Here is a 24,990-nt window from a genome sequence, read left to right on the forward strand (position 1 = left end):
ATGGAATTATCGAAACAAGTTACTCAAAATCAGACGATCATCACAGAAAAAAGGTATTCTCCGTTTAAGGACTTTTGGAAAAATTGGAAAAAGCAAAAAACAGCGTTCTGGGCAAGTTTTTTTATCCTATTACTGATTATCATCGCAATTATTGGTCCTTATATCGCACCGTATGATCCCTATAAACCAGATTATAATGCACTGTTACAAGGTCCAGGCAAAGACCACCTAGCAGGCACGGATGAATATGGGAGAGATATCTTTAGTAGATTACTAGCCGGTGCTAGAATCTCATTGAGTGTAAGCTTTCTTTCTGTTTTTCTGGGAGCTTTGGTTGGTACCATGTTAGGGCTTGTCAGCGGCTATTTTGGCGGCTGGTTAGACCGGTTTATCATGAGAGGAAGCGACGTCATGTTTGCTTTTCCAGATATCCTTCTTGCGATTGCAATTGTCGCAATCTTGGGACCGGGATTGACGAATGTCGTGATTGCCGTGTCCATTTTTGGTGTCCCATCCTTCGCGAGATTGGTGAGGGGAGCTACGCTTGAGGCAAAAGAAACTGTATTTGTGGAGGCGGCCAAATCGATGGGGGCATCCCATTTTCGAATTATGTTTCAACATATTCTGCCGGAAACACTTGGTAGTTTAATTGTTTTTATCTCAATGCGGATTGGAACAGCCATCTTGGCAGCCTCGAGTTTAAGCTTCCTTGGTTTAGGGGCAAGTCCAGAAACACCGGATTGGGGAGCGATGTTAAGCCTCGGACGTGATTATTTAGGTACATCGTCGCATGTCGTAATGATGCCGGGGATTGCCATCTTTTTAACCGTTTTGGCCTTCAATGTTGTCGGCGATGGGCTGCGAGATGTACTGGACCCGAAAACGAAGAATGAATAAGGGAGTTTGAAAAGGATGGAGAAGCTGCTGCAGGTAGAAAAGCTTGAAACAGAATTCACGAAGGATAAACATAAAACGAAAATTTTACACGGTGTTAACTTTCACATCCATAAAGGTGAGGTTGTCGGTCTTGTTGGTGAATCAGGAAGTGGAAAAAGTATCACTTCCCTCTCCATCATGAAATTATTTAAAGGGACGAGCGGAGAAATTTCAGGCGGCAGGATTCAATTTAATCAAGAGGATTTAACGAGCAAATCTGAAGGGGAAATGAGGAAAATTCGTGGAAAACAAATTGCGATGATTTTTCAAGAACCGATGACTTCTTTAAATCCCGTGATGAAAATTGGCGAGCAGCTGCTCGAGCCGATCCGCCTTCATTTAGGATTTGATGAGAAGAAGGCACGGGAACATGCCGTTTCAATTTTAAAAAAGGTCGGTATTCCAAGGGCGGAGGAAATCATGAAGGAGTTTCCCCATCAGTTATCCGGCGGTATGCGGCAAAGAATCATGATTGCGATGGCGATAACCTGTCATCCACAGCTACTCATCGCGGATGAACCGACGACGGCACTGGATGTCACCATCCAGGCGCAAATATTAGATCTAATCAAACAACTTCAACAAAAGGAACAAATGTCGGTGTTATTGATCACACATGATTTAGGGGTTGTTGCGGAAATGTGTGATCGGGTAGTCGTATTGTATGCAGGCAGAGTGGTTGAAGAGGCGAATGTATTCGATTTATTTGAAAGCCCAAAACATCCTTATACGAAAGGGCTGATTGGCTCTGTGCCAAAGCTTGGTCAGAAAAGGGATAAATTGGACTCGATTAGAGGCAATGTCCCGGACCCGAATCATTTACCTCAAGGATGCAAGTTTGCACCAAGGTGTAATGATGCGATGCCGATTTGTTATCAGGAAGAACCGCCAGAATTGAAATTTGATCATGGCAGGACTTGCAGCTGCTGGTTATACAAAGAGGAAAGGGGGGGCATACGTGTCTAATACTCTTTTAAAGGTATCAGGGTTAAAGAAATCTTTTTCGATTCCGGATGGCATGTTTGGAAAAAAGAAAACGCTCAAAGCGGTCCATGATGTATCCTTCATGATTCCGGAGGGGAAGACGTTTAGTCTTGTAGGGGAAAGCGGCTGCGGAAAATCGACAACAGGGAGACTGATTAATCGGCTGATTGCACCGAACCAGGGCGAAATCTGGCTTGACGGGGATGAAATCTCGGGAAAAAAAGAATCTCAATTAAAAACAATGCGAAAAAAGGTGCAAATGATTTTTCAGGACCCGTATGCCTCTCTTAATCCAAGAATGAAAGTTCGTGATATTGTTGCCGAACCACTTGCGATTCATACGAAGCTATCAAGGGCAGAGCGATATAAACAGGTAGCGGAAATTTTAGAGGTCGTTGGTTTAAGTGAGTATCATGCAAATCGTTACGCCCATGAGTTCAGCGGCGGCCAGCGTCAGCGCATTGGCATTGCACGGGCACTGATTCTGAAACCAAGATTGATTATTGCGGATGAACCCGTATCGGCCTTAGATGTTTCCATCCAGGCTCAAATCCTTAATCTTTTGAAGGATTTACAAGCTGAATTTAACTTAACCTATCTATTTATCTCGCATGATTTAAGTGTTGTTGAGCATATCAGTGACCATATTGGTGTGATGTATTTAGGGACGATCGTGGAGTCTGGGCCGAAAGAGGTTATTTTTTCTAACCCGCAGCATCCGTATACAAAAGCGCTTTTGTCGTCGATTCCAATTCCAGACCCGCGCCTGCGAAGGGAAAGGATTATTTTACAAGGGGATTTACCAAGTCCTGTAAATCCGCCGGCAGGCTGCCGATTTCATACACGCTGCCCTGTAGCGACTGAGGCTTGTAAAGGGACGGAACCTGCTTTGAAAAAAGCGGGAACAGACGATCATTTTGTTGCTTGTCATTTGGTAGAATAGCAGTTTTAAAAAAATAGGAGGGGTTTTCGATGAAGGTTGGATTAAGTACATACAGTTTAGTGAAGGAATTACGCGAAGGGACCATGGACGTATTGGATGTCATTCAATGGATTGCGGATAATGGCGGCGAACATATGGAAATGGTTCCTTACGGTTATTCGATGGTCGATAATCCCGAATTAGCGGATCAAGTTAAGGAAAAAGCAGCAACACTCGGGATTGAGCTGTCAGCCTATTCCTTGCCGGCAAACTTTGTTCAAGAGACTGAAGAGGCTTTTCAAGAAGAAGTGGAACGTCTCAAAACACATGTAGATATCGTCAATCGTTTAGGGATCAAGATTATGCGCCATGATGTAACGGCCTTCACGCTAAAGCCTGAAGAAATGACCATCCATTATTTTGAAGAACATTTTTCAAAATTTGTTAGGGGCAGCCAGTTGATTGCTGATTATGCGGCACAATTTGGTATTACGACTACGATTGAAAATCATGGCTTTAATGTTCAGTCAAGTGACCGGGTTCAGCGGGTGATTCATTCTGTGAACCGTGAGAATTTTAAAACGACCCTTGATGTGGGAAATTTCCTATGCATTGATGAAGATCCGCTTGTAGGGGTAAAGAAGAATATTCCATATGCCGCGACTGTTCATTTTAAAGATTTCTATATTCGTCCTTACTATGAAAATCCAGGGGATGGTGTCTGGTTCCGGACGGTGAATGAAAACTATTTGCGTGGTGCGATTGTCGGCCATGGTGATTTAAATATTCGTGAGATTATCAAACTCGTTAAAAATTCAGGATATGACGGCTATTTAACGGTTGAGTTCGAGGGAATGGAAGATTGCAAGATTGGATCGAAAATTGGAATGGAAAATGTAAGAAGACTATGGAATGAAGTGCAGTAATTTTTACAGAAGGGGTGAAACACATGGAACAGCTTCGGGTTTGTGTGATTGGAACAGGTTCAATTTCCGATATGCACCTGGCATCCTATGCGAACAATCTCCATGCCGTATTATATGGTGTGTACGATTTTTCAAAGGAAAGAGCGGAGGAGAAAGCAAGGAAGTACGGAATTGAAAAGGTGTATGACTCTCTAGAAGCGGTTTTTGACGACCCTCATGTTGATGCTGTCAGTATTTGCACCTGGAATAACACGCATGCTGAAATTTCAATCGGTGCTCTTAAAAGCGGCAAGCATGTTTTAGTAGAAAAACCTCTTTCCATGACAGTCGAAGAAGCGGTAATGGTGGAGGAAGCAGCGCGAAAATCCACTAAAACCTTTCAGGTTGGTTTTGTCAGAAGATTTGCCACCAATACGAGGGTATTGAAATCGTTTATTGATCAGGGGAAATTAGGGGAAATCTACTATGCCAAGGCATCCTGCCTGCGGAGATTAGGGAATCCGGGCGGCTGGTTTGCCGACCAGGCGCGCTCTGGCGGGGGACCATTAATCGATCTTGGTGTTCATATTATTGATATTTGCTGGTATTTAATGGGGCGCCCAAAGGTGAAATCGATCTCCGGGAATACGTATCGGCAGCTTGGAAATCGTGGAAACGTTGGGAATCTAAGTTTTTATAAAGCTGCGGACTATGATCAAGGGAAAAATACGGTAGAAGATTTAGCTAATGCCCTCATTACCTTTGAGAATGGCGCTTCTTTACTTGTAGATGTTTCCTTTACCTTACATGCAAAGAAAGATGAAATTCAAGTAAAATTATTCGGGACAAAGGGCGGAGCTGAATTAGAACCAGAATTGGTTTTGATTAGTGAAGAAAATAATACGATTTTAAATATTCATCCGCAAATGGATCATCTTAGCTTCGATTTTTCCAATGCGTTTCAAAATGAAATTGATTCCTTTGTGGAGAGCTGTTTATCAGGGATTGAACCAGTGGCACCAGTTGCAGACGGCGTTGAAATCATGAAAATTTTAGCGGGGATTTATGAAGCTGCGGAAAAGAAGTGCGAGGTGAGATTTTAATCTATGACTTCCTTAAAACTGAATAATAAAATTGGGGTTATCGTGGATAGTCTTCGATTGCCGCTCCGTGAAGGTCTTAAAGCAGTAAAGGAAATGGGAGCGGATGGTGTTCAAATCTATGCGGTTAACGGTGAAATGGCCCCGGAAAATTTAAGTGGCCAATCTCGGAAGGAACTTAAATCTTATCTTGAGTCATTAGGATTAGAAATCTCCGCCCTTTGTGGTGATTTAGGCGGTCATGGGTTTCAGGACCAGCAACAAAATAAGCAGAAGGTTGAAAAATCGAAGCGGATTTTAGACTTAGCCGTGGAGCTTGGAACCAATATTGTCACTACCCATATTGGGATTATTCCAGAGGAGAAGGATAGTCCTATCTTCGAAGCTATGCAATCAGCATGTGAAGAGCTTGGAGTCTATGCAAAAAGGATGAATGCCTATTTTGCTATCGAAACGGGTCCGGAGCATGCGGTCAGATTGAAGGACTTTTTGGATAGCCTAAGTACCAATGGAGTCTCCGTCAATTTTGATCCGGCGAATATGGTAATGGTAACGGGGGATGATCCTGTAGAAGGTGTAAAGCTTCTTAAGGATTATATTGTTCACACCCATGTAAAGGATGGGATCCGCCTTAAACCTGTTGACCCTCGCGATGTGTATGGTGCGCTTGGCTATGGAGGCGGTACTGACCATGAAAAAATCGCTCAAATGGTCGCCTCCGGGGAATACTTTCGAGAACTGCAACTCGGAAAAGGTGCAGTTGACTTTCCAAAATACTTCGCAGCCTTACAAGAAATCCAATACAACGGCTACCTAACCATTGAACGCGAAGTTCAAACTAACCCAACTCAAGATATAAGTGAAGCAATTGAATTTATTAAAGCATTTAAGGTAGATTGAGAAGGAGTTGTGTTCGATAAAATTCGGGGCGAGACAGGCGCCGCTCGAATTTTGTCGAATGAATTTAAAAAATGATGTTAGTGCTTTCTTATGAATGGGAGATTTAACATGATTTTTTAAAGAGAGATAGAAAAATCATTTAAAAAGGGATGTAAATGGAATGGAAAAACAGGATCAGCTTTTAATGAAGAAGCAGAATAAGAATTTAGTTTTAGAGATTATAAAGAATCAATCGCCGATTTCGAGGATGGAAATTGCTAAGATCACAGGGATGAGTCCGACATCGATTACGAGGATCGTAAATGAGCTTCATTTACAAGGATTTGTTAAAGAGACGGAATTAGTAACTTCCGGTGTTGGTAGAAAGGCTGTTTTACTTGATGTATGTGATGATGTGTTTTTTACGATCGGAGTTGAAATAGACAAATTTATTATAAAAATCGGTATTGTCAATTATGTTGGGGAGATTGTTGAATTAAGGAGGATTCCAAGATTGGAGTCCGAAAGTTACTTTGAAACACTTGAAAAGGTAAATATGAATCTAAAGGAATTAATTGAAAAAAATCGGATTCCTCATCAAAGGATAATTGGGATTGGGGTAGGATTACCGGGTTTTATTGATAATCAAAACGGAGTTGTAAAGGTATCGGATCAGCTTAAATGGAAAAATGTCAATCTAGCGGAAGATCTTAAACAGCTTACGGCATTCGAAGTCATGATTGATAATGAATTAAAAATGAAGATTGTCGCGGAGGATTTTAAGGGGAGCGCAAAAAATTCGCATCATGCCGTCCTTGTTGGTATTGGATCAGGTATCGGTTCTGCGATGATTCTTAACGGGGAAATTTACCGTGGCGATTCCAATAATGCGGGGGAAATCGGCCATACGGTGATTAATCCGACTGGGAATGTTTGTAATTGCGGGAAAATTGGCTGCCTTGCCACCTATATATCCGAAGGGGCGATTGTTGGGGATGCAAGAAAGGTAAAAGAAATTGATTCCATTCTTGATGTATTTGAGGCATACCGAAATGGGGAATCATGGGCCCATAATCTTATGGATCGAACAACGACTTATATTGCTCTAGCTGTCAGCAATATCCTTTGTCTCTATAATCCGGAAATGATTATTCTGAGCGGGGATACAATTGAAAGGCTCCCCGAAATAAAGCAACCGATTGAGCAGAAATGTGACCTATATATATGGGAACCATTGAAAGAAAGAGTAAAGATCGTTTATTCCCAGTTAGGTGAACATGGGGTTGTTCTTGGCGCAGCGATTCAAGTACAAAATTTGCTTCTGGATTTAGAGTAAACAAGGGATTTCATTTTTTAAGGGGAGAGGTTAGAAAGATGAATGCGGTAAAATTAGTGGAAGAAACTAGAGCGGGTTTAGTTGAAAATGTTCATACAGGAATGATTTGCGGGGTAAATGAAAGGTTAGAAACGATCTTTTATTCAGGAGATCCTGACCACTACACCTATTATCGATCAGCGGCCAAACCTATTCAAGCACTGCCTGCCTTCTTATCGAATATTATAACGAAATATGGATTGACAAGTGAGGAGGCTGCTTTGTTTACTGCTTCCCACCGCGGAGAATCCTATCATATTGCAGCTTTAGAGTCGATGCTAAAGAAATTACCTGTTCGGGAGGAAGAATTATTTTGTCCTTGCTCCTATCCTTTAAATGCAGCGCCAAGGGAAGAAATGCTTCGGGAAAATAAAGAAAAAAGAAGACTTTATCATAATTGTGCAGGTAAACATATGGGATTTGTTACGGTTTGTCGTGAACTTGGCTACCCGGTTGAAGGATATTGGGAAGTGGACCACCCGCTTCAACAACAAATCTTACAGATTCTTTCGGGGCTCTCGGAATTCCCTATTACGGAGATCAAAGTTGGAAAGGATGGCTGCGGGGTCCCCGTTTTTGCCATTCCTTTAAAAAATATGTCGAAAACCTATCTAAAATTAGCTTGTCCTGATTTGATTAAGGACCCAATTTTACAAAAAGCCGTTATACAAATGACGGGTATTATGAATGAGTATCCCCATATGATTGCTTCAGAGCGATTTATTTGTTCCGTCTTGCTTCAAGATCAAAATATTGTCGCAAAAGGCGGAGCACAGGGAGTATATTGCTTTGGGCTGAAAAATGAAAGAATTGGTTTTGCTTTAAAAGTGTTAAATGGATCAGAGGATGTTTGGCCAGTCATTGTCGCCTCGATTTTGGAACAAATCGGGTATAAGAATAAACAAACGATTACGAATTTAAGAGCTTTAAAACCATCTGTTCTAAAAAATGATGCCGGTGATGAAGTTGGGGCCGTTCATGAACGGTTTGCACTGATTGCATATCCCGAAAATGCGGACAAACAAGAAATTTGAAAATAAGTTGCTATGTTAAAGGCTAGCGATGGTTTCTGTATGGAAACTGAAATCAATTTGTAGGGTGGTTGTTCATGCTTAAAGAAGTCTGTGTAGAAAATTTTACGAGGGTCCCCGAGGTAATTGCCAAAGGAGCTGGCCGAATTGAGCTTTGTGACAACCTTTCTGTAGGAGGCACAACCGTCAGCCACGGTGTTGCGGTTAAAACCATTGAATATTGCCATAGGAGCAATATTCAAGTGATGGCCATGGTCCGGCCTAGAGGCGGAAATTTTATTTATAGTAAAGAAGAAATAGAGTTGATGCGAGAGGATCTTGTCCATCTTAAACAATTAGGCACAGATGGAGTGGTGCTTGGCTGTTTAGATGAATCTGGCTGGATTGATGAGGAGGCGATGCTGCGCCTTCTGGAATCAGCAAAAAGCCTAGACGTAACGTTTCATATGGCCTTTGACCACATTCAGCCTGAATGGCAATTGGCTGCAATTGATTGGCTAGCAAATCATGGAGTAAAACGAATCCTAACCCATGGCGGCCCGATGAATTCCCTAATTGAACAGAACCACCATAGGTTGAAGGAATATATCGACCACGCTGCCGATAGAATCATCATCCTACCCGGTGGCGGAATCACAACTAAAAACCTAAACGAAATCACCACCTCCTTAAATATAAAAGAAGCACACGGAACCAAGATTGTTGGTTGAGCTGTAGAAAGAATGATGCGACAAAATTCGGGTGGTGCCTGTCACCGCCCAAGTTTTGTCGAATAATCCCTTTTCTGGATACAAATACTATCCTCGTTTGTATGATTTTCATATAAGGGAGGATTTTTTTCATTGGTAAAGAAATTTATTTTGTTTGTAATTTCGGTGCTGGTTCTGGCGGTGCAGGCGATGCCGTCTAAAGGATTTGCGCAAAAGCCGGATAGCAGGATGCAGCTGCGCTTGCTTGAAACGACCGATATCCATGTGTTTTTGGCAAACTATGATTATTATCAAACCAAGCAGGATGACAAGGTCGGCTTGGTGAAGACCGCCAGCCTCATTAAACAGGCGCGCAGTGAAGTGAAAAACTCCATGCTGTTTGATAATGGCGATGAAATTCAGGGCAATCCATTAGGCGATTACATGGCAAGAGTAAAGGGGTTAAAGCCAGGTGAAGTTCACCCTGTTTACCGGTCGTATAATCTTTTGGGGTATGATGCGACCACGCTTGGAAACCATGAATTTAACTATGGATTGGATTATTTAAAGGAAATACTGAATGATGCAAAAATGCCGGTGGTCAATGCCAATATCGTAAAGGCTGGAACTGAAGAACCGTATTTTACACCGTTTGTTATTTTGAAAAAGAAGGTTGTCGATGAGCGCGGCAAAAAACATAACCTTAAAGTCGGAGTAATCGGTTTTGTTCCACCGCAAATAATGGAATGGGATAAGTCTAATTTAGAAGGAAAAGTGGAAACAAGATCAATTGTGGAGACGGCGAAAAAATATGTTCCACAGATGAAAAAGCAGGGAGCCAATGTGATTGTCGCTCTTGCTCACACGGGAATTAGCGGGGAGTCTTATCAGCCCGGAATGGAGAATGCAGGCTACTACATAACGCAGGTCAAGGGCATTGATGCGGTATTTACAGGACATCAGCATAACACCTTCCCGGGTCCAATCTACAAGGACCTGCCGAATACTAATCTGGAAAAGGGGACAATTAACGGGAAACCGGTGGTAATGGCCGGAGCCTTTGGCAGCCATCTTGGTGTGATTGACCTGCAGCTGCAGAAAAAGCGTGGCAAATGGAAGGTGGTCGATAGTAAAGCCGCCCTTAGGCCGATTGTTGATCCTACGGGGAAATCCCTCGTTCCAACTGATGAGACATTAATGAAGGCGATTAGGCAAGAACATGAGGCTACCATCAACTACGTTAATCAGCCTGTCGGTGAAACGACCGCCCCAATCTATAGCTATTTTGCCCTCGTCAAGGACGATCCTTCTGTACAAATTGTCAATAATGCACAAGCAGAATATGTGACGGGCGCATTAAAGGACCCAAAATATGCGGGCATTCCCATTCTTTCGGCGGCAGCGCCATTTAAAGCAGGTGGTCGTGGCGGTCCGACGTATTATACTGATATTCCAGCTGGAAAGCTGGCCATTAAAAATGTTGCGGATTTGTATTTGTATCCGAATACACTGCAAGCAAAAATGGTAACAGGTGCCCAATTGAAAGAATGGCTGGAAATGAGTGCAGGGCAATTTAATCAAATCAATCCTGCCGGCGGCGAGCAGGCGTTAATTAATCCGGATTTTCCATCGTTTAACTTTGATGTAATTGACGGTGTGCAGTATCAAATTGATGTAACCAAACCAGCGAAGTATGATGTAAATGGGAATATGGTGAATGCGGGCTCAAGTCGGATCGTTAATTTGACCTATCAAGGGAAGCTGGTTACGGCCGACCAGAAGTTCATTGTTGCCACGAACAATTATCGTGCTTCGAGTGCGACTTTTCCGGGAGTTAGTCAAGGTGAGATTGTGTTAAAGGCACCAGATGAAAACCGGCAGATTGTGACCAATTATATTCAGGCGCACAAGCCGCTGAATCCGACTGCCGACCAAAACTGGTCGTTTGCGAAATTTGCCGGTTCGGCCGTTCTGGTATTTGATTCCTCGCCAAATGCGCAAAAATACCTTGGACAATTCCCAAATATTAAATATATGGGACCGTCTGATGGAGGATTTGCAAAGTATTCGGTGGATTTGACGGAATAAAGGAGATTTACAATAAAAAGTGCGAACTCCAATGGGTTTGCGCTTTTTTATTGAAAAAAGAAATGGGGCTTCTAGAGTGAAAGTCCGAGGTATATAGTCCTGGTTTTAGACAAATGTAGGAGAAAATATCCTCCATCCTTATGATTTAATTAAACCCAACTTTTTCTATAATAAAAGTAGAAATGGTGAGGAGAGAGAAAAATGAAAGTAGTTATTATAAATGGTTCGCCTAGAAAAAAGGGAAGAACCAGAATCGCAGCCCGTTTTATTGCAAAAAAATATGATGCAGAACTATTGGATTTAAGTGAAGTTAGCATTCCGTTGTATAACGGAGAAGCGGAGCAGGCAGAGCTGCCAGAGGTGCAGCAATTAAAAAGGATGGTAAAAGAGGCGGATGCTGTTATCCTTGCATCTCCAGAATACCATAGTGCCATGAGCGGGGCGCTGAAAAATACGCTGGATTTTTTAAGTAGTGAACAATTTGCGCAAAAACCAGTTGCTCTTTTAGCCGTAGCAGGCGGCGGTAAAGGCGGAATCAATGCTTTAAATAATATGCGTATGGTCGCAAGAGGCCTCTACGCCAATGCCATCCCAAAGCAGCTTGTTTTGGACCCTCACTGCTTTGACTACGAACAAAACACACTAAATCAGGAAAGCGCTGAGTTAGTTGATGGATTACTAAAAGAACTTATCCTCTATACGAAGTTTTATCAAACTTTATAATGAAAAAGGGTTGCATAGGTTGCAACCCATTTTTTTTTAAGATTCCATTAGGTTTGATACAGCAACGCTTTGCTTTTGATTAGGCTGATCTAAAGGATGAATGGTAGCAGTGCCATTTTGTTGGTCAACATGCTCGATATAAATCCGAGTTCCATTATACATAACATTTGCCATCGTAGTTGAATTGGCAATCTCTTGAGCTCTTTGTGCGTCCATCATTCGAACCTCCTTTTCCTTTAACAGTATCCGCACAATGACAAGGTATATACGCATTTTTATGTAGGTGTGTGGTGTTTCGACAAAATACGGGTGGTGCCTATCACCGCCCGTATTTTGTCGAAAGCTATTTACTCCCTGACCCCGTCTTTGAAGTTTTTGTTCCAGTGTTTGTCACCGGAATGCTCGAAGTCTTGGATGGTGCGTTCGAGGACGTCGAGGATCCATTTTTTGGTTTCGTTTACGGTGTCGTAGAAGGCTTTTTCTGCGATTCCGGAGGTTTTGATTCCGGCTAAGGCGTTTGAGGAACTTAGACGGCGATGTTCATCTGCCTTTTTGTCGAACTCGTCAAGGACATGCTGTACGAATTTACCAAGGTCTTTGTGTTCCTTTGTAATCCGCTGCTGGATTTCCCGCAATCTCTTGTCCATAATTATTTTCCTCCTTGATTCGAGAGTGATTTATTATATTAAGAGACTTGAAAAATCATGGATTAGAATTCCATTAAAATTGTAATTTTTGGGGGACAAACTAAGCATTTGGTTTGTGAATGGATGTTTGTGTTAGAATGGTTTAAGTGATTCGACAAAAATTGGGTGGTGCCTGTCATCATTCGAATTTTTTCGAAAAGTTAATTTGGAGGTGTGGGCTTTGTCCCAGGAAAAATTATCGATTCAGCATTCAAAGACTATTCAAACGCGATTGGTTTTTCCACCAGATACGAATCATTTGGGTACAATTTTTGGAGGGAAAGTACTGGCATATATTGATGAAATTGCAGCATTGGCTGCGATGAAGCATTCAAGTAGTGAGGTCGTTACTGCATCTATTGACTCGGTTGATTTTCTGTCTTCGGCAAAGGTTGGAGATATCTTGACGTTAGAGGCTTTTGTCACCTATACAGGGAGAACCTCAATGGAGGTCTATGTGAAGGTAACTGCACATAACCCTATCCAAAACAAGAAAACTTTAACAACTGAATCCTTCCTAACCATGGTAGCTGTCGATCAAGAAGGAAAGCCCAAACTTATTCCGGGCATATATCCTGAAAGTGAAGAAGAAAAACAACTATTTGAAACTGCCCTACCCCGCAAGGAAAACCGAAAATTAAGGTCGGCACTTCGATAGTGGGACACTGTCTTGAGAATATCCTGCAATTCGACAAAAAACGGGTGGTGCCTGTCACCGCCCGTTTTTTGTCGAATCCGTTCATCCAATCCACTCGCGGTTTTCGGGGTCGTTCGGGTCGATATGCCGAGGGATGCGGTCCTCTGCTGCTTCGCCTTCGTCACATAGGTAGTAGTGTCGGATAGGGTTAAGATTGTCGTCGAGTTCATAGACGAGGGGAATACTGTTGGGAATGTTAAGGCTCGTGACTTCTTCATCGGGAATTTGATCGAGATTTTTCACCAGAGCCCTTAATGTATTTCCGTGTGCAGAGATGATCACGCGTTTGTTCTGCTGTAAATCAGGAACAATCGCTTCCTTCCAATAGGCTACAGCACGCTTTTCTGTATCGAGAAGGCTTTCGGTAAAGGGTATTTCTTCTGCTCCGAGCCCTGCATATTTCGGTTCGGTCAGGATACCCTCATGAGCCTCCTTAGAAAGCTCTGGCGGACGGACTTTGGCTGAGCGCCGCCACTCATTTACTTGCTCTTCACCGAAGCGGGCGATGACCTCGTCCTTGTTCAACCCCTGCAGCCCACCATAATGCCGCTCATTCAGCTTCCACGATTTTTGTACTGGAATCCACACTAAATCCATTTCATGAAGGAGAATCCAACAGGTCCGAATCGCCCGCTTGAGAACAGAGGTATAGGCAACATCGAAGGTAAATCCATGCTTTTTCAAAATCGCACCGGCTTCTCGGGCCCCATTGTACCCCTCATCGGTAAGGTCGATGTCCAGCCAGCCGGTAAAACGATTTTCCAGATTATATAGACTTTGACCATGCCGGATAAAAACAATTTTTTTCACTGTTTTAACCACCTGAAAATAGTTTTTACTTAGTATGCGTTTTGCGGGAGTGAATTATAGATACAACGGGAATTACCGAATTCAGAGCACAATACTTTTACTGCCACAAAACATGTTCCTTTAAAAAAAGAAGCAGCCCACCCGAAAGTGCCTGCTCTTAAATGATATTAAAATGGAACTTTCTTATAATATCTTCTTGTAGTCAGCGGGTGTTCGCGGTATTTTTCCAGGTAGCAGCTGACACGCTCGAGCAAGGTGGCAAAGACGATTGGAGATAGGTAGCTTCGAAATTCCGCTGAAATGCCTGTTAACTCATAGTCTTTCGTATCAAAAACAGTTACTTCCTTCGAATAGTGCTCGGCGAAACGTTCGACTCTTTCTACGAGTGAACGTGTTTTGTCTTCCCCTTTGAAAAGAAGGATGCTGGTGTCTTCTTCGACTAGTTCTAATGTGCCATGGAAGAAATGTGAGGCATGGACTGCTCGCGTTTTGATCCATTGCATTTCTTCTAAAATGCACATTCCATAATAATGCGTTTGGGCCCAATCGATGCCGGCACCGGAAAGGATGTGGTAAGGGGTGTTTTGGTGTTTGCGGGCGAAGGCTTTCGCGCGTTCTTCGGTTGCTTCCTTTACCATTAGTAATACCTCTGGTAAGCTCTTCATTTCCTCGGTGAATTGGTGGTATTGCGGCAACTCGTTTAGTTTATACAGGATGCGGAATGCTAGCAGGTAGGATTGAATGTAAAAGGATTCGCAGGATGTATCATCCTCTGCATAGTTTACAAAGGTGTAGTCTGTCAGTTGTGCCAATGGTGTATCTGCATGACCGACCAGGCTGATGGTGGTGGCGCCTTTTTCTTTAGCGTATTTCGCGGCCTCCACGGTTTCCTTCGTGGTTCCGGAAAGGGAAGGGAGGATGACTAGTGATTTTGGGCCAAAGTGTTTATGGTCAATGAGCATTATTTCTGATGAGATTTCTGTAAAGACAGGCAAGGTAGAGTGTGTTTTTAGGATGAATTCTGCCGGCTCCATTAGGATGGCTGCACCGCCTGTTCCTGCGAAAAATAGGTTTTCAACGCCTTTTTCTAACGCTGTATCAATCGCTTGGTCGAATTCATTTTTTAAATTTAATGCCCCATTTTGGATTTTCAAAAATCGTTCTACATCGAAATTATACATCTTCTACCCCTCCACCTTGTGTTTTATATAACCTTTAGTATGTTACCTCTGGTTATAATTTAACATGAGGATCAGTTGGAAATCAATCATATTTTTTGAAAAATCAAAAATTCAATTTAGCACGAAAAAGACAGCCGTCACGGCACCGGCTGCCTTGGTTACATCTCGTGTGGACGGTATACTTCGCTTTCAAAACGGGCCTTATAGGCGGGATACCTTGATTGGACGAATTCAAAAGGTGAACCGTTTTCGGTGAATCCAAGGCTTTGAAAAAGTACCATAGGACTGTCCAGGTCAATCTTCAGATAAGTAGATTCCCTTGTTGGTGCCTTTTTTACTTCAATCGACCTTTTGGCCTTATGAATGGAAATGTTGTGCAGGTTGAGAAATTTGTATAGTGAACGTTCGGAAAAATCGGTGCGGATGAGGTCAGGACATATTCGCAATGGGATATAGCTGCTGACAAGGCATATGGGTTCATTGTCGACGAACCTTAGGCGCTCTAGTAAAAATACTTCTGAGTCTTCCGGGATTTCAAGGATTTTTGCAACGTCCACAGGTGCTGTTGTCACGATTTGTTGAAGCACCATTGATGTGGGTGTTTTGTTCTGCTGGCTGGCATCTTCGTGGAAGCCAATAAATGACTGCAGTTCATGGTCAGTGTATTTTTTATCCGCAATAAATGTTCCTTTACCGGCTAGGCGATATACCTCACCATCCTGCTCAAGTTCTTCTAGTGCTCTCCTTACCGTTGGTCTGCTTACACCAAAAAGGTCACATAGCTCCCTCTCCGAAGGAATCGGCGTGAGTGGTGACAGGTCCTTAAATTGCTTAAGGATTTTTTCCTTTAATTGTTGATATAGAGGAATACTTTTATCCATTTAAAATCAGATCCTTATCTTTGGATGTTAATAACCTTTGGTCATATTATTGAGTTTATCTTACCTGATTTGCTGAAAGGAGACAATCAAATTTTTCGACAGGTGCCTGTCACCACCCGAATTTTGCCGAATAAATTCATCCTCTGTGTAGACCTTTTTGATAGATTACAATTATTTTAGCAAAATAGACGTCGAAGTTCGTAAAATTCCCTGGGAAATCCTGTCGAAGAACAGGAAATTTCCGCAAATCAGTTATATGATTTTTCAAAAAGGTACCATGCGAAAAATGAACAAACACATTTTCACATACTTTTCACACATTTATACCAAGGTTTTACCCGCCTATTTGTCTATACTTAAAAATGTAATCTGGACAAATAAAGGAGGGATTCATGGTGAAGAAGGTTATGGTTGCCGGAATTGGGGCTGTGATGTTGTTGGGGGGCGTTTATGGAGTGAAAGCGTGTCGGCTGCGGCCAATCCTGAGAAAGTGGAAGGAAAAGCAGTTTCGCAGACAAATTCCCATATTGGAAAACGGCTAGCGTTTCGAGCTAAGTATATATCGATGTGGTGGTTGAAAGTAAATTCGGTGATTCGGTTATAATGGATGGGGAAAAATGAAGCGGGCTTTGATCAACCTGCTGGGAAATGCTATTCGGTATGCGGAAACGAGGATTGTGGTAAGAAGCTTTTTGGCCGAACAGCAGGTTATCGTTGAGGTAAAGGATGATGGTGTTGGATTAGCACCGGGAGGAGAGGAGAAAATCTTTCAACGGTTTTACAGCGGCGATGCCGGCGGGTCAGGGATTGGTCTGGCGATTTCAAAGCGATTATTGAAGGGCATAAGGGGTCCATCCATGCGTTTAACGGAAAGCCAAAAGGAGCGGTGTTCCAGGTTGAAATTCCGCTTCTACTACTTTCCAAAAAAGGGTCTGAACCAAAGGTTTAGATCCTTATCCTTTTTATAAACTTGCCCTTGTTTGCCTAGTGTCCACCCCACAAGGACAAAATCGATAAAAAGTCCACGACCGGTGCCTGTCACCTTTTTGAATAATGGGTTGGAATTCGAGGGAAAATACGGATTGGGACGGAATATTACCTTTAATTACTGCTAGGAAGTTGTTGACCAATGAATCGCTTATTTATTAGATGCACTACTACTATTTTATTTTCTGGACTAATTATGTTTTCAGGAAGTTCCGGGGGCTCTGCTGCATTCGCCATGATCGACCAAGGAGAAAGTAAAAGGCTGCTTCAGATGGATTTACCTAAAAGTATAAAAGAGGGGTTTCCCTTTATTCCTTTGAAAGTCACTCCCTATGCATGGGTACAGAAAACCAAAATTATCGCTCACGGGATGGGCGGAGTTGAAAGGAAAAGAGTGACAAATAGTTTAAAAGCCTTTCAATCCAATTATAAAAATGGTATCCGAGTTTTTGAGGTGGACCTTGTTTTTACGACTGACGGTCATATAGTCGCAAGGCATGACTGGCACGCGTATATGTATCCGTTTTTAGGCCAGAAGAACAAAGGCGATCAACTTTCACTTCAGGAGTTTAAAAGCTTAAAAATCCATGACGGGTGGGAGCCGCTGTCCGTATACGACCTCATCACTTTAATGAAAAGGTACCCTGATGTTTATTTTATCACGGATACAAAATTAGATAATACACGTGTTATTAGCGAGGTTGTGGCTCAATTTTCAAAGGAGAATCAGGCACTGCTGCAGAGAATAATTCCCCAAGTGTACGGGCCAAAAGATTATCAGAGAATAAAGGAGATTTATCCTTTTGAAAATATGATTTTAACAACGTATAGATTAGGTATGATGAGCCGGGAAAATATCCTTGGATTTCTGCAAAATAGCGATATTAAGGTAGTAGCATTGTCACAGAACCAAGCTAGTTTGCCATTTATTGAGAGGCTAAAGAGGCAGGGGATTTCGGTGTATGTCCATACGGTCAATAATAAAGTGGAGGCAAAAACACTATTAAACCAGGGTGTTACGGGAATCTATACAGACTATTTAAGGATAGATGATTTGAAATAATTCATGTCAGGCACCATGTGAAGAATTCACATGGTGCCTGACACCGTTCGTGGACATTTCACTATTTTTGTACACTGTGGGTGGACGGTTGAGGTGTCATTTTCCGAAGGAGGCTTCTCGCTCCTTATAAAGGGATTTTTCCTTATACATTTCTTGGTCTGCGGTTTCAAGAATTTCTTCGACGGTAATCGGAGCCCCAGGTACATAGTGGTAGAGCCCATGACTGACAGAGATGTGAAATTGCTTTTGTTTTTCTTCATTCAGGAACTCGAAATCACGCTGAATATCTCCCCAAATGTGCTCAACGTCTTCCCTTTTCTTTTTAAAAAAGAGGATGATAAATTCATCTCCGCCAAGACGAAAGAGGACATCGTGATGATCGATATGCCGTTTCAAGGTTTCGCAGCAAGTTTTAATTAGATCGTCCCCAGATGCATGGCCGAGACGATCATTGACCTTTTTCAAATCATTAATATCAATAAAGCTAAGAAAAAATTCTTCGGACTCTGGCCCTCCGGAAACTTGTTTACGGAGCTGCTCAATCCCAATCCTACCATTTTTGACACCGGTAAGCATATCATAAGAGGCATGCCTTTCTAGTTCTTCTTCCGTTTTCTTGATATCGGTAATATCCGTTGTTCCAATTAACATACAGGTGTGATCTAAGTAATCAACCAGCTCGAAATGAAGCATGGACCATTTGCGGATATATGGAGTGATTTGTTGCTCCGTTACAATGTTTTTAATCGTTCCCTGTTCCTTTAATCTTGTAAAAATATCATCCTTTTCTTTAGGGGTGCGAAACAAGAAGCTTCCGTCGGTTTCAATGTCCCGGAGTTGATAGTATTCAACTGCCTGGTGGTTCATGAGAAGAATTTCATTGCTATCAGGATTTATGAGAAACAAGGGATTGGGATTTAAATTAAATAAGCGGCGAAAAACTTCCTCTTTCCTGCCAAGCTTCCTTTTGTTTAAAAAATCATTTTTACGAAATGTGTAAAATGCTAGGGCAATCGTAAAAGAAATTACTGCAGCACCCGTGGAATTAATGAGCTTGATTAAAAATGAGACTCGGTCTTGTTCAAGGAGGAAAAGGCCTATAACAAAGAGTAAATGAACCCCCGTAAAATTTTTTAGTAGATATTCCGGATGGACAGGGAAAATGACAGCAACCCCAATTAAGATAATGATATAGGCGTAAAGATTTCCGTTCAGCAATTGACTATTGAGAGAGGAAACGGCTCCTATCAATAAATAAAAAAAGACATAAAGGTGAATGATAGACCCTTTTGCCTTAATGTCGTTCCGTAAATAGCGATAAATCACAATAAAAATAAGCGAAATCATAAGCCCAGAGACATGTACACCTGCTAGCATCTTTTTGTAAGTCGGATAAGCAAGCCCATTTAATAGGAAGAAATCGACAATGAAAAATGCGGGTTAAGTGAAAATCAACATATACGAAACAAGCTTTAAACGCTCAAATAAAACATCATCATTGAAATAAAGAAACTCCCGATCCGCACTGGAGCACACCTTCGATCGATTTAGAAGTTTTTTAGTGAAGGGCCTTAACATCGTATCATCCTTTTAGCTTTGAAATCCGCAGTAGTTTAACATATTCATAAGGATGCTGTCGACAAAATTCGGGTGGTGACAGGCACCACCCGAATTTTGTCGAACACACTTATTTAAGATTTTCCCTGCAGTACCATTTTCCGCGATTCCACGAATCGCTGCATGCGTTTTAGTGCTTCTTGGAGCTGCTGCATGGAGGTGGCGTAGGAGCAGCGAACGTAGCCTTCGCCGCTTTCGCCAAAGACGTTGCCTGGGACGACGGCGACTTTTTCCGCCAGTAGTAGTTCTTCGGCAAATTGTTCCGAGCTTAGACCTGTTGAACGAATCGACGGAAATACGTAGAAGGCACCACCCGGTACATGGCAGTCCAGGCCGATTTCGTTTAAGGCCTGCACCATAAAGTTCCGTCTTCTGCGGTAGCTTTTTCGCATCTCTTCCACTTCATGGTAGGTGTTGCGAAGGGCTTCAATCGCTCCGATCTGCAGCATATGCGGCGCACACATCGTCGTATATTGGTAAATCTTCAGCATAACCTCAACAAATTCCACTGGAGCCGCTAGGAACCCTAAGCGCCAGCCGGTCATCGCGAAGCCTTTTGAAAAACCGTTAATCAAAATGGTCCGCTCATACATCCCATCGATGGCTGCGAAGCTTGTAAAGGTTTCGTCGTAACTCAGTTCCGCATAAATTTCATCAGAAATAACGATTAAGTCATGTTTTTCAACAATCTTGGCAAGTTCCGTTAAATCTTCTCTTGTCAGCATGCTTCCTGTCGGGTTGTTCGGTGAACAAAGCAAAATCGCCTTTGTTTTTTCCGTGATAGCAGATTCGATTTGCTCCGGTGTTACCTTAAACCCGTTGTCCGGTGAAGTTGAAACCGGAATTGGTTTACCGCCAGCCAATGCAACCAATGGAGCATATGCAACGAATGCTGGTTCAACAATCAAAACTTCTTCCCCTTGGTTTAAAATCGCCCGGAAGGCGAGGTCAATTGCCTGACTTGCCCCGACGGTAACAATCACTTGATCTTTAGGATTATATTCGACTGAAAACCGATTATTTAAGTATTTACAGATTTCCTGACGTAATTCCAGCAACCCCGGATTGGCAGTATAAGAGGTAATCCCCTGCTCGAGTGAAAGAATCGTTGCCTCGCGAATATTCCATGGCGTGACGAAATCGGGTTCTCCCACCCCTAACGAAATAACCCCCTCCATACTGGCAGCCAAATCGAAAAATTTACGAATTCCCGAAGGCTGAATGTCTTTTGCCAATTGTGAAATATAGGAAGAATACCCGTTTTTCATGGTGTAACCACCATCCTGCGATCCTTATCTTCGCCGCCTTCAAAATTAACTCCATCATGTTTATATTTTTTTAACATGAAATGGGTGGTAGTGGAAATGACGTGCTCAATCGTTGATAATTTTTCTGATACAAAATTAGCGATTTGATTCATCGTTTTTCCTTCTATTGTAATGGATAGATCATAGGCACCTGACATCAGATACAAAGAGGATACCTCCGGAAAACGAGCGATTCTTTCCGCCACTTCATCAAAACCAACGCCGCGTTTCGGAGTAACCTTTACTTCAATCATGGCAATAATGTTTGCTTCGCCTTCAACCTTACTCCAGTTGATTAATGTCGGGTAACTCATAATAACCTTTTGATCTTCTAATTTTTTAATCGAGTTTTTGACGGTTTCTTCGTCGCTCATGACCATGGAGGCGATGGTGGCCGCCGATAATTGATGGTCCTCTTCAAGTATTTTTAAAATTTCAATTTCCTCACTGCTCAGTTTCATAACGAGCCTCCTCAAAGTATACAACCTCCAGTTTATAGGAGATTGGCGATAATTATCGAAATTAGTCGGTAATATTACTATAATAGGTTATTTTGAAATATCACTCAATTTAAATTCATTATTTTTTTATTAAAATTAGTGGAAAGTTACAGGAGGTTGGCAACCCTTTCCACTTTATTAAAAAATCCCCTCAAAAGCCATACTAAAATTATCAAAATAAGGGAGATGTTAGGGTTTGATTGGATTTATCGGACTTGGAATTATGGGCAGCCGTATGGCTGAAAACCTATTGAAAAGCAGCCATGAAATAGTCGTTTATAATCGAACAAAAGAAAAAGCGGAGGACCTTTTAAAGAAGGGGGCGAATTGGGCTGCATCTCCGAAGGAAGTCGCTGCCCGGTCCACTGTTATTTTTACCATGCTCGCGGTGCCAAAGGCTGTGGAAGAGGTTGCCTTGGGTGAGGAAGGATTTTTGGGGAGTTTACGTGAAGGCAGCCTCTGGGTTGAATGCAGTACCGTCGATCCCGCATTTACACGAAGAATGGCAGCGGAGGCAGAAAAACGTCAAATTCGGTTTTTAGAGGCACCCGTATCGGGCTCAAGAATTCCTGCAGAAAAGGCAGAGCTTGTTTTCCTCGTGGGCGGCAAGGAAGAGGATATGGAGGAGGTAAGGCCGCTGCTTCAGACAATGGGGAAGGATGTTCTCTATCAAGGAGAAACCGGGAAAGGGACGTCCATGAAAATTGTCATTAATTTAATGCTCGCCCAATCGATGGCTGCGTTTGCGGAGGCCCTGAATCTTGGTGAAGCTCTCGGTCTTCAAAAGGAAACTGTTATGGAAACACTGTTAAATGGGCCGACCGCGGCTCCGATGTTGAAAGGAAAAAAGACCAAAATTCTCTCCGGCGAGTATTCGGCCGATTTTCCGTTAAGGCTGATGCAAAAGGATCTTCAGCTAGTTTCCCAGGCGGCATACGAACACTCTTTATCGATGCCAAGCGCCAACCTCACCAAGGAACTCTATGCGTTAGCAAAACAACAGGGCCTCGGTGAACTTGATTTCTCGGCCATCTATCAATTCCTAAAACCAACTAAATAGAAGGATGTGAAAACTTCACAATGGCGAAAGAAACCATGTGAAGTTTTCACATTCCCAGCGAGTCTTTAAGATACAATGTCAAATAGTCGACATTGGTAATTTTTTTATTACAATCGGAACTATCGGTACAAATATAATTGCCGATGGCCTTGTAGTAATCCGGGTTTTTGGACTTTTTCGTTTTTGTTATGGTGGAAATGTAAGCAACCTGGCCAAAGCGGCTACAGAAGGCACAGATATTTTCTTTACTGATGGGAGTAACTTTGCATTCGATGCCGGCAATTTTTCCATCCAGCTCATAAACAATAAATTTTTTATTGGAACTGAGGTCGTTCCAACTCAAATAAGTCAGTTGGCCGTGATCAATTTGTGATAAATCAGGCAGCTTTAATTTTTTATTTTTAGGAAACATCTTTTTCAACTGCTGCTCGGTGATTTTGGGAAAAGGGATCACGTAGGCGGAAAGATGCTGGATATATTGATCATATTCGGCATCTGTCTTCAGCCTTGAAAGGTCGAGCATTTTATGATGTTCCAATGTTGCATTTGGAAAAAGGTCGTTGATTTTAGCATTGGCTAAGTCTTGCACTGCAGCTAAAACGGTAGGGGCCACATTCTTTTTGGCGCTATCCTTAATAAAGGCAATCTGATTTTTTATAAAATTAAGCTGTTCATTTTTAATAAATTTTTCGGTCATTTTGGGTAGCTCCTATCATTCTCTATACTGTTTATTTTAAAAAATACAGCTGATTTCTAAAATGGAGAAAATGGGTTAGAACTGTTTTTTACATAAAAAAGCACTGATGAAGTTTTTTCACCAGTGCTGTTCGATTATGTCTTTTTCGAATAGACAATTTTTTTGATGGTTTCTGTAGAGAGATAGTGTTCCTCGGCTAATTGCTGGATGCTGCAGCCGCTGTTGAACTTTGCTTTAATAGCGGCATTGCGGTGATCGAGCAGCCGTCTCCCGCCACTTGAGGTTCCCCATTTCCGGTACTCCGTTTCCGGTTTGGGAATGTATAGGGTTTCTCCCTGGACATATTTTTGGATTTCTACGATCAGCTTTTCGGGTAAAACCTTGTTTGCATTAATATATTTCATTTTTGCCAGCCCCTTATTTCGATTTTGAAAAAATAAGGTGCAAAGCCAAAATAGTAGAAAAGCTAGGTCGGCGATAAAATTAAATGATTCGCCCCATGCAAAGTATCGCCTTTCCAATACTAGGCTTTGCATGAGTGGCAGAAGTACCAGACAATCTTAAGTGATTCTCCAACTGTACGCACCTCCCTTAATCTGTTGTTATTATAACAAAATCTCCCACAAGCGTGAGGGATTTATTTTTTTACAGGTGCTTCTGCTCCACTTGGAGTGTCCATGCCCACACGTTCAAACTTCCATTGGCATACTGTGTTTTTACAGAATGTCGAATGGAGGGAAAGTATGAAAACACGAAAATGGTTTTGGACAATCGTTTTAAGTGCCATATTGGTTCTCCCGTTGGTTCTCGTAATGTTCCATGATAATGGAGCCAAAAAGCAGTCTGATCCGCCTAAAGCGCAGACAGTCATGAGGGATCATTCCACAAAGAATCCTGGAAAGCCTCACCCCAAGTCCCACTCCCAACCTCATTCCCAGCCTAAACCAAATCCCAAGTCAGACCATCAGCCAAAACCGGAAAAGAAGCCTGCTCCCAAACATAAAACCCTCTGGGGTGTCGATTCCGCTACAAAGGTGGATAAGGCATTTTTAAAATGTGTAAAAAAGCATTATGGCAAGCCAGCTGTGTTTGGCCGTTATTTGGAGACGAAAGAGGGAATCTCGACAGGACTTACGAAAAAAGAGGCTGACTTTCTTCACAAAGAGGGAGTCAAAGTTATTCCGATATTTAATCATTTCATCGATGCCACCGGCTATAAAAAAGGGGTATCTGAAGCAAAAGAAGCAATCCGTTATGCCAAAAAGATAGGAATTCCAAAGGGGACCGGGATTTTCGCTGATATCGAACCGAAATATCCTGTCGATGAAGGTTTTATTCGCGGCTGGGTCGACACCTTGCACAAATCGGATTATAAACCTGGAATCTACGGAGTGTTCACAAAGGAATCTAAGGTTACCTCTGCATATAAAAAGGCGATGGAGAAGGATAAGGAGATTCAAGATCAGACCATCATCTGGAGCAGCAACCCTGAACCTGGAATCACCAACAAGGACAGCGCACCCAAATTTAAACCAAAGGCCCCCGACAAAATAGAAGTATCCATCTGGCAATACGGAATCGACGGCCCAACCTGCAACATCGACACCAACCTCATTCAGTCAGACGTAATAGAGGACCTATGGTGAATACGGTGCCTGACACCGCCCGTGGACTTTTCGCTCTTTTTGTCCGTGTGGGGTGGACGCTTATGGTCTATCAGCGTTTTTGTTAGCTTTATCAGCGGAAACTGGGTTCCAATTGGCGAAACGAGGAGTCCGATCAGCGATAACAGCTCTCCAATCAGCGAAACACAAAACTAAACACAAAGTGCCTGTCACTAATGTGAAAATTTCACAAAGCTGACAGGCACTA

Annotated in this window: 27 protein-coding genes; 17 read left to right on the forward strand and 10 right to left on the reverse strand. The window is 42.4% G+C overall.

Annotated elements, in window-relative coordinates:
• From E2K98_RS08540 to E2K98_RS08590, 11 genes are all read left to right on the forward strand, one after another.
• Positions 1-897 (forward strand): ABC transporter permease, encoded by an 897-nt coding sequence (locus E2K98_RS08540; RefSeq protein ID WP_133333837.1) that lies wholly within the window; start codon positions 1-3, stop codon positions 895-897.
• A gap of 15 nt (positions 898-912) precedes the next feature.
• Entirely contained in the window at positions 913-1,902 is a 990-nt protein-coding gene (locus E2K98_RS08545; protein ID WP_133333838.1) for an ABC transporter ATP-binding protein, read from the forward strand.
• A complete protein-coding gene (locus tag E2K98_RS08550) occupies positions 1,895-2,863 on the forward strand; it encodes an ABC transporter ATP-binding protein (RefSeq protein WP_235824763.1) in 969 nt (322 codons plus the stop codon). The genes E2K98_RS08545 and E2K98_RS08550 overlap by 8 nt, the downstream gene beginning before the upstream one ends.
• Before the next feature lie 29 nt (positions 2,864-2,892).
• Complete coding sequence (locus E2K98_RS08555; protein WP_133333840.1) at positions 2,893-3,768, forward strand: sugar phosphate isomerase/epimerase family protein; 876 nt, start codon at positions 2,893-2,895, stop codon at positions 3,766-3,768.
• Positions 3,769-3,791: 23 nt separating this feature from the next.
• Complete coding sequence (locus E2K98_RS08560; RefSeq protein ID WP_133333841.1) at positions 3,792-4,850, forward strand: Gfo/Idh/MocA family protein; 1,059 nt, start codon at positions 3,792-3,794, stop codon at positions 4,848-4,850.
• Between the two features lie 3 nt (positions 4,851-4,853).
• Positions 4,854-5,747 carry a sugar phosphate isomerase/epimerase family protein gene (locus tag E2K98_RS08565; RefSeq protein ID WP_133333842.1) on the forward strand — a complete coding sequence of 298 codons (894 nt, stop codon included), beginning with the start codon at positions 4,854-4,856 and terminating at the stop codon, positions 5,745-5,747.
• A gap of 160 nt (positions 5,748-5,907) precedes the next feature.
• Positions 5,908-7,062, forward strand: coding sequence for an ROK family transcriptional regulator (locus tag E2K98_RS08570; RefSeq protein ID WP_133333843.1), 1,155 nt, complete (start codon positions 5,908-5,910; stop codon positions 7,060-7,062).
• A gap of 38 nt (positions 7,063-7,100) precedes the next feature.
• On the forward strand, positions 7,101-8,135 hold the full coding sequence (locus tag E2K98_RS08575; RefSeq protein WP_133333844.1) for an asparaginase: 1,035 nt from the start codon (positions 7,101-7,103) through the stop codon (positions 8,133-8,135).
• A gap of 74 nt (positions 8,136-8,209) precedes the next feature.
• Complete coding sequence (locus E2K98_RS08580; RefSeq protein ID WP_133333845.1) at positions 8,210-8,842, forward strand: copper homeostasis protein CutC; 633 nt, start codon at positions 8,210-8,212, stop codon at positions 8,840-8,842.
• A gap of 189 nt (positions 8,843-9,031) precedes the next feature.
• Positions 9,032-10,909 (forward strand): bifunctional 2',3'-cyclic-nucleotide 2'-phosphodiesterase/3'-nucleotidase, encoded by a 1,878-nt coding sequence (locus E2K98_RS08585; RefSeq protein WP_133334199.1) that lies wholly within the window; start codon positions 9,032-9,034, stop codon positions 10,907-10,909.
• Positions 10,910-11,110: 201 nt separating this feature from the next.
• On the forward strand, positions 11,111-11,632 hold the full coding sequence (locus E2K98_RS08590) for an NADPH-dependent FMN reductase (RefSeq protein WP_133333846.1): 522 nt from the start codon (positions 11,111-11,113) through the stop codon (positions 11,630-11,632).
• 36 nt (positions 11,633-11,668) lie between these two features.
• Here the strand turns inward: E2K98_RS08590 and E2K98_RS08595 are convergent, their stop codons facing one another.
• Complete coding sequence (locus E2K98_RS08595) at positions 11,669-11,848, reverse strand: small acid-soluble spore protein H (RefSeq protein ID WP_133333847.1); 180 nt, start codon at positions 11,846-11,848, stop codon at positions 11,669-11,671.
• A gap of 131 nt (positions 11,849-11,979) precedes the next feature.
• The gene (locus E2K98_RS08600; RefSeq protein ID WP_133333848.1) at positions 11,980-12,279 is read right to left on the reverse strand and encodes a hypothetical protein; all 300 of its coding nucleotides are present in this window, start codon (positions 12,277-12,279) and stop codon (positions 11,980-11,982) included.
• Between the two features lie 220 nt (positions 12,280-12,499).
• Between E2K98_RS08600 and E2K98_RS08605 the strand changes: the two genes are divergently transcribed.
• A complete protein-coding gene (locus tag E2K98_RS08605; RefSeq protein WP_208025341.1) occupies positions 12,500-12,976 on the forward strand; it encodes an acyl-CoA thioesterase in 477 nt (158 codons plus the stop codon).
• Positions 12,977-13,057: 81 nt separating this feature from the next.
• Here E2K98_RS08605 and gpmA read toward each other — a convergent pair whose 3' ends face one another.
• From gpmA to E2K98_RS08620, 3 genes are all read right to left on the reverse strand, one after another.
• Positions 13,058-13,825, reverse strand: a complete 768-nt coding sequence (gene gpmA / locus E2K98_RS08610; protein ID WP_133333849.1) for a 2,3-diphosphoglycerate-dependent phosphoglycerate mutase — start codon at positions 13,823-13,825, stop codon at positions 13,058-13,060.
• Between the two features lie 167 nt (positions 13,826-13,992).
• Entirely contained in the window at positions 13,993-15,006 is a 1,014-nt protein-coding gene (locus E2K98_RS08615) for an SIS domain-containing protein (protein ID WP_133333850.1), read from the reverse strand.
• A 158-nt stretch (positions 15,007-15,164) separates the two neighbouring features.
• Positions 15,165-15,887, reverse strand: a complete 723-nt coding sequence (locus E2K98_RS08620) for a GntR family transcriptional regulator (protein ID WP_133333851.1) — start codon at positions 15,885-15,887, stop codon at positions 15,165-15,167.
• A 392-nt stretch (positions 15,888-16,279) separates the two neighbouring features.
• Between E2K98_RS08620 and E2K98_RS30850 the strand changes: the two genes are divergently transcribed.
• From E2K98_RS30850 to E2K98_RS08630, 3 genes are all read left to right on the forward strand, one after another.
• A complete protein-coding gene (locus E2K98_RS30850) occupies positions 16,280-16,429 on the forward strand; it encodes a hypothetical protein (protein WP_165976217.1) in 150 nt (49 codons plus the stop codon).
• Between the two features lie 75 nt (positions 16,430-16,504).
• On the forward strand, positions 16,505-16,855 hold the full coding sequence (locus E2K98_RS08625) for a sensor histidine kinase (RefSeq protein ID WP_133333852.1): 351 nt from the start codon (positions 16,505-16,507) through the stop codon (positions 16,853-16,855).
• Between the two features lie 161 nt (positions 16,856-17,016).
• The gene (locus E2K98_RS08630) at positions 17,017-17,937 is read left to right on the forward strand and encodes a phosphatidylinositol-specific phospholipase C/glycerophosphodiester phosphodiesterase family protein (protein WP_133333853.1); all 921 of its coding nucleotides are present in this window, start codon (positions 17,017-17,019) and stop codon (positions 17,935-17,937) included.
• Positions 17,938-18,033: 96 nt separating this feature from the next.
• Here E2K98_RS08630 and E2K98_RS08635 read toward each other — a convergent pair whose 3' ends face one another.
• The 3 genes from E2K98_RS08635 to E2K98_RS08645 all read right to left on the reverse strand — a co-directional run bounded on the left by E2K98_RS08635 (position 18,034) and on the right by E2K98_RS08645 (position 21,322).
• Positions 18,034-19,284, reverse strand: coding sequence for a sensor domain-containing diguanylate cyclase (locus tag E2K98_RS08635; RefSeq protein ID WP_165976218.1), 1,251 nt, complete (start codon positions 19,282-19,284; stop codon positions 18,034-18,036).
• A 344-nt stretch (positions 19,285-19,628) separates the two neighbouring features.
• The gene (locus tag E2K98_RS08640) at positions 19,629-20,822 is read right to left on the reverse strand and encodes an aminotransferase (protein WP_133333855.1); all 1,194 of its coding nucleotides are present in this window, start codon (positions 20,820-20,822) and stop codon (positions 19,629-19,631) included.
• Positions 20,819-21,322 (reverse strand): Lrp/AsnC family transcriptional regulator, encoded by a 504-nt coding sequence (locus E2K98_RS08645; RefSeq protein ID WP_133333856.1) that lies wholly within the window; start codon positions 21,320-21,322, stop codon positions 20,819-20,821. The genes E2K98_RS08640 and E2K98_RS08645 overlap by 4 nt, the downstream gene beginning before the upstream one ends.
• Before the next feature lie 235 nt (positions 21,323-21,557).
• Here E2K98_RS08645 and E2K98_RS08650 point away from each other — a divergent pair, with 235 nt between their 5' ends.
• Positions 21,558-22,421: an NAD(P)-dependent oxidoreductase gene (locus E2K98_RS08650; RefSeq protein ID WP_133333857.1), complete on the forward strand. Its 864-nt coding sequence runs from the start codon at positions 21,558-21,560 to the stop codon at positions 22,419-22,421.
• Between the two features lie 46 nt (positions 22,422-22,467).
• Here the strand turns inward: E2K98_RS08650 and E2K98_RS08655 are convergent, their stop codons facing one another.
• Together E2K98_RS08655 and E2K98_RS08660 are read right to left on the reverse strand one after the other, a co-directional pair.
• Positions 22,468-23,118 carry a FusB/FusC family EF-G-binding protein gene (locus tag E2K98_RS08655; protein WP_133333858.1) on the reverse strand — a complete coding sequence of 217 codons (651 nt, stop codon included), beginning with the start codon at positions 23,116-23,118 and terminating at the stop codon, positions 22,468-22,470.
• 134 nt (positions 23,119-23,252) lie between these two features.
• Positions 23,253-23,522: a CD3324 family protein gene (locus tag E2K98_RS08660; RefSeq protein ID WP_133333859.1), complete on the reverse strand. Its 270-nt coding sequence runs from the start codon at positions 23,520-23,522 to the stop codon at positions 23,253-23,255.
• Positions 23,523-23,861: 339 nt separating this feature from the next.
• Here E2K98_RS08660 and E2K98_RS08665 point away from each other — a divergent pair, with 339 nt between their 5' ends.
• Positions 23,862-24,764 (forward strand): glycoside hydrolase domain-containing protein, encoded by a 903-nt coding sequence (locus E2K98_RS08665; protein WP_165976219.1) that lies wholly within the window; start codon positions 23,862-23,864, stop codon positions 24,762-24,764.
• Positions 24,765-24,990: the final 226 nt, after the last annotated feature.

It is taken from the genome of Bacillus salipaludis (genome assembly GCF_004358205.1).